Consider the following 5,054-nt stretch of genomic DNA (forward strand, 5'->3'; position numbering starts at 1 on the left):
GCACGCTTCCTTGGCCCCTACCCGAATCCATGAATTGCGGAGGTCAGGTTTGATCATTGTTTTCATCACTGCCTGGAGGGTTGAGGGACTGATGCGTCTCCAGACTGAGTTGCCAGGGGACCATGCTCTGATTGAGGACGGCGGAAGAACGCCACCGGTCCGGATGGTGGGCGTCGCGCCAGGGCCTTCGGTCGCCAACAGGGATGAGATGCCGCTCAGCCACGGTGCTGGCCGTGGACGACCGTTCCTGATGCACAGGATTGGCCCGTTACTCACGGCCACAGCGGCAGGACCCACCCTTCCACTTGCTGCACTTGGACCGCTTGCAGCCTTTTTTGCGCTTGCGCTGAGCCGAGGCAACGGGATGCATGGGGTCCAACTGGCCAGAGAATGGAGTCCAGTCTCAGCAATCCAGCCCCAGGGAAAGCCGCCAGGAGCCTCAAGGATGTTACTTTTATTACATAAGGCACATACGTTTCATCACCAAGTCATGTTTGATTATGATTGTGGTTGAGCCTTGCGGGGCAACATAGCCTCTACATGGAGGCCACGACACCATGACCACCACACCCACCACGGAAGCCCTGGCCGTTGCCAGTCGGCCAGCCCAGCGCCGTCGCCCCGTCCCCCGCGCCCTGGCGCCGGACGTGTTGAGCCATCTGCAACTCCACCTGCAGATGGAGTTGCAAGCCAGCTACGACTACTTCCGCCTGGCCGTCTGGTTTGCCGAGCGGGACCTGAAAGGGTTTGCCGCATTTGCGCGCCAGGAGGCCCTGAACGAACACCACCATGCCTGCCTGGTGGCGGATCACCTCGTGGATCGCAGCCAACCTGTGGAACTGGCCACCCTGCAACCCAACACCAGCACCTGGGACAGCATGGAAGCCGTCACCCGGTTCATGTTTGACAACGAGGTGGCGGTGACAGCCTCGGCCCAACAGATTTACTCCATGGCGGAGAGGGCCGGCGACTACATCACCTCCGTCTTTCTGGACGGCGTCATTCAACAGCAGACGGACTCGGAAGCCCAGGCTGCCTACGTGATGAGCCGGGTAAGGCTGGCCGGGGATGACCCCGCAGCGTTGCTGCTGATTGACCAGGAACTGAGCCGTGGCGAGGACGACCGCCCCCGACTGGCAAAAGACGGGAACAGCTAGGCTGGACTTCTAAGCTGGGCTGCCCAGGGAGCAGTGCTGTTGGTCGTCCTGGGTCAGGACTGCTCTGCAGGTGGCCTGAAGAAGGCTGAGGGTCAGTGGTTCGCCGCCAGCGGCGCTGAGGGACCAGGCGATCTTTTCCACATGCTGGACACGGCAACGTAAACGTTGCAGTTCGCCCTGTAATCTGGCGTGCATGGTCTGATGCTTCAGGCTTCGCCAGTCTTGATAGGCCATGGACCAGCGGCCTTGAAGAAACTCCATTTCCCAGAGCAGGTCAGCAATGATGGTCTTGACGAGCATGGTTGCCGCAAGTGTTGGGGAGTGTTAACAATTTTCTTTATCTTGACTGAACCAAGCTCACGCAGCGCGACGAGTGCCACAAGTCCATGTAGCATTGTTGACCTCCTCCCCCTCCTATCTGCTCAACGGCTCATGGCCAGCATTCTCTGAATGGGGGCCAAAGCCCGTTGACGCAGGTCTTCCGGCAGTTCAATGCGGGGCTCCAGGGTTTCCAGGCAGCGCCAGAGCTTGGCCATGGTGTTGCGGCGCATGTGGGGGCAGGCATTACAACTGCACCCATCCAGTCCCGGTGCCTCCAGAAAGGTTTTGCCGGGCACGGAGCGGCGCATCTGGTGCAGGATGCCGGGCTCCGTCAGGACGATGAACGCTGGCGCATCGGCGCTGCGGCTATGGCTGAGCAGGCGGCTGGTGGAGCCAATGAAATCCGCCAGATCCAACAGGTTTTCCCGACACTCCGGATGGGCAATCACCGCAGCCTCCGGATGGGCCTGTTTCAGGGCCAGAACCGCAGTCTCGCTGAAGGTTTCGTGGACGATACAGCTTCCGGGCCAGAAGACCATGGGGCGGCCGCTCTGTTGCTGCACCCACCGGCCCAGGTTGCGGTCCGGCGCAAAGAGGATGGGCTGGTCTTCCGGCAACTGGCGCACCAAGTCCACGGCGTTGCTGCTGGTGCAGATCAAGTCACTCTGGGCCTTGATGGCTGCTGACGTGTTGATGTAGCTCACCACCAGATGATCCGGGTACCGGGCCCGGAAGCTGGCAAAGGCTTCGGGGGGACAGCTTTCCGCCAGGGAGCAGCCGGCCTCCAGATCGGGGAGCAGCACCAGCCGCGAGGGGTTCAGGATTTTGGCGGTCTCCGCCATGAAGTGAACCCCGCAGAATACAATCACCTCCGCATCCGTCTCGACGGCCCGCCGGGAAAGTTCCAGGGAGTCGCCGGTATAATCGGCAATATCCTGGATTTCCGGTTCCTGGTAGTAGTGGGCCAGGATGACGGCCCGCCGCCGCTTCCGCAATTCCCCGATGGCTACCGGAAGATCCGCCGGGTCGGGGGCCCGGCCCGGCCCAGGGTGCTCGTCCAACGGTGGCGCTGTGGCAAACACGGGAAACAAAACCAGGCAAGATGCTGAAGCCTAGCCAAGTCTTGAATGGGCCGCCGCCCCATGCGGATTGCCATCGCCGGCGATTTACACGGGCTCTGGGATGCCGTTGATGAGCGCATCCTGGAGCGGCTGGCTCCGGACGTGGTGCTGGTGGTGGGTGATCTGGGGGAGGGGGAAGACCGCATGAGTCGGATGGTGGCAAGGCTTCCCCATCCCGTGGCCTGTGTGCTGGGCAACCATGACGCTGCCCGTGACGTGCGCGGCGAGGTGTTGCGCCGCCAGTTGACGCTCCTGGGGGACGTGCATTGTGGCTGGGGCCTACGGCGGTTGGATCCCCCTGGCTTGGCTGTTGTTGGCGGGCGTCCCGCCAGTTCCGGCGGGGGCTACGTGCTCTCGGCCGCCGTGCGTTCCGTCTGGGGTCCCGTGCCCCTGGAGACCTCCATTACGCGGATCACCACGGCCGCCTCCTCCGTATCGGCCCAGGATTCCCTGGTGCTCCTGGCCCACGTGGGGCCAACGGGGTTGGGAAGCGCCGCCCAGGATCTCTGCGGTCGGGATTGGCGCCGTCCGGCGCGGGACTGGGGCGATCTGGACCTGGCCGCCGCCATCGCCCGGATCCGCCGCTGGCGCCCCATCCCCCTTGTGGTGTTTGGCCATATGCACCATCGCCTCCGGGGGGGCGGCCAGCGGCGCTCCTTCCTGTTGGATCGGCACAACACGGCCTATCTCAACGCCGCCGTGGTGCCTCGCCATGGCCGGGATGACCATGGCCGCCCCCTGCGTCATTTCGCCATGGTCCATCTGGCGGGCAACCAATTGCTCTGGGCGGCCCATTGCTGGTTTGACAGGGAAGCCACCCTGCGGTGGCAGGAGTGTCTCTATCGGGCCTCGGGGGCATGAGGGCTGTGATTCCCGTCCCTGCCCCTGGTTTCTGGACAGCCGTCTGCCAGGAAGCCGCCGGCTTGGACCGGCAGGAGGAAGCTGTTCTGGTCTATACGGCCTGCTGCCCCTGCCCATGGGGGCTGGCCATGGACTGGGCCTGCCGGAAGTCTCCCCAGTGGATTGGGCCGGATTTCTTTGACAGCCTGCCCGGATGCGCCGCCATCAAGTGGCTGCGCCCCCTGGCCGGTGTGCTCGGGGAGGATTTCGTCTACCCCTCCCTTGTCAAGGGGGAGACAGACGTTTATCCTAGTGTCCACCGATGCCATTGCCCATGGTCGTCCGCCATGGGAGTGTTGTGTCTGCAAGCGGGTGTTCACCTCAACCTTCGGAGCGTTCGACAAGTGTTGCGGAGTCTCTTACCCCTGGCGCTGGCTTGTGTTACCTGCGTCCTGCCGGCCTTTGCCAGCCCACGCAGGCATTTTGAGGTGACCCCTGAACGCCGGGCTCTCCTGAACACCATTCGCTATGCCGAGGGCACCTGGAAGCAGGGAGAAGACGGCTATAGAGTTTTCTATGGAGGTACGCTTTTCCAGAAGGTGAGCCACCATCCCAACAAGGTCAACCATGGGCGATATTCCTCCCGGGCAGCGGGAGCGTATCAGTTTCTGCCCGCCACATGGAAGATGGCGAAAGAAGCCCTCGGATTAAGAGACTTCGGCCCCCGATCCCAGGATCAAGCCGCTCTCTATCTGATCCAGCGTCGTAAGGCGCTGGGGTTGGCGGATCGTGGCGTGTTCACCAAGGAACTTGCCCATCGGTTGGCGCCGGAGTGGGCTTCCTTCCCAAAACACTCCGGCGCCAGTTACTACGGCCAACCCGTGCGCCGGTTCTCCTCTCTCAAGAGGTTTTACAACAGCAATCTGGCAGTGGTTCGCCGTGGGAGTCCATCAAGTCCGTCATGGGTTGCCGCGAGGCCGCTACCTGCCATCCCTGTAGCCCAATCCCCCCCGACGCCCGCCCGCTTGATTCCTGTTGCCACTTCTGCGGATTGTGACGGGGAGTTGATGTGTCTCCTGGATCACGTGGCCAACGGCGGGGCGCCCATCCAGCCGGAAAGCGTGGTCTCCCGGTCCTAGGCCTCGTTGAACTCTCTGATCGCTTGAACTCTCTGATCAAACGGCGGCTGGCGGCCCGTTGCCGAGGCTGCCGGCCCAGTTGAGCTTGCGGCGCAGGGTTTTGAAGTAGGAGGGCTGCTGCTCCAGAACCAGCATCTGGGCATGGCGTTGGGCCCGTTGCAGAATGCACCGCTGGCGGGGATGGAGGGTGGCGGCGTAGGCCCCGTCTTTCCACAGCTTCACCACCCGGCCGGTTTCCCCCAGGGGCCAGATGGCCAGGCGGGCCCGGGGGGGCAGCACCACGGCGCGGCTGGAGAGGCTCATGGGGCAGATGGGGCTCACCACAATGGCGTCAATGCCAGGGTGGACGATGGGTCCGCCGGAAGCCAGGGTGTAGCCCGTGGAGCCGGTGGGGGTGCTCACGATCAGGCCGTCCCCCTGCACCTGGTCCACCACCTCCCCGTCCACCGCCAGTTCAAGGCGACAGGTGGGGGAGC

Annotated in this window: 6 protein-coding genes; 3 read left to right on the forward strand and 3 right to left on the reverse strand. The window is 63.3% G+C overall.

Annotated elements, in window-relative coordinates; translation table 11 throughout:
- Nucleotides 1–557: 557 nt before the first annotated feature.
- On the forward strand, nucleotides 558–1,157 hold the full coding sequence (locus tag BG35_RS0106355; RefSeq protein WP_025782167.1) for a ferritin: 600 nt from the start codon (nucleotides 558–560) through the stop codon (nucleotides 1,155–1,157).
- Between the two features lie 9 nt (nucleotides 1,158–1,166).
- On the opposite strand, the gene BG35_RS0106360 is transcribed toward BG35_RS0106355, so the two are convergent.
- Both BG35_RS0106360 and nadA read right to left on the reverse strand, forming a co-directional pair.
- Nucleotides 1,167–1,457, reverse strand: coding sequence for a hypothetical protein (locus BG35_RS0106360; protein WP_025782168.1), 291 nt, complete (start codon nucleotides 1,455–1,457; stop codon nucleotides 1,167–1,169).
- Nucleotides 1,458–1,579: 122 nt separating this feature from the next.
- A complete protein-coding gene (gene nadA / locus BG35_RS0106365; protein ID WP_034417503.1) occupies nucleotides 1,580–2,539 on the reverse strand; it encodes a quinolinate synthase NadA in 960 nt (319 codons plus the stop codon).
- 81 nt (nucleotides 2,540–2,620) lie between these two features.
- Between nadA and BG35_RS0106370 the strand changes: the two genes are divergently transcribed.
- Entirely contained in the window at nucleotides 2,621–3,460 is an 840-nt protein-coding gene (locus tag BG35_RS0106370; protein ID WP_025782170.1) for a TIGR04168 family protein, read from the forward strand.
- Entirely contained in the window at nucleotides 3,457–4,578 is a 1,122-nt protein-coding gene (locus BG35_RS13945) for a glycoside hydrolase family 24 protein (protein ID WP_025782171.1), read from the forward strand. The genes BG35_RS0106370 and BG35_RS13945 overlap by 4 nt, the downstream gene beginning before the upstream one ends.
- A gap of 36 nt (nucleotides 4,579–4,614) precedes the next feature.
- Here the strand turns inward: BG35_RS13945 and BG35_RS0106380 are convergent.
- On the reverse strand, nucleotides 4,615–5,054 hold a 440-nt coding region (locus BG35_RS0106380; RefSeq protein WP_025782172.1), incomplete at its 5' end, for a diacylglycerol kinase catalytic domain-containing protein.

This window comes from Candidatus Synechococcus spongiarum SH4, from assembly GCF_000586015.1.
Lineage (GTDB): Bacteria > Cyanobacteriota > Cyanobacteriia > PCC-6307 > Cyanobiaceae > Synechococcus_B > Synechococcus_B spongiarum_F.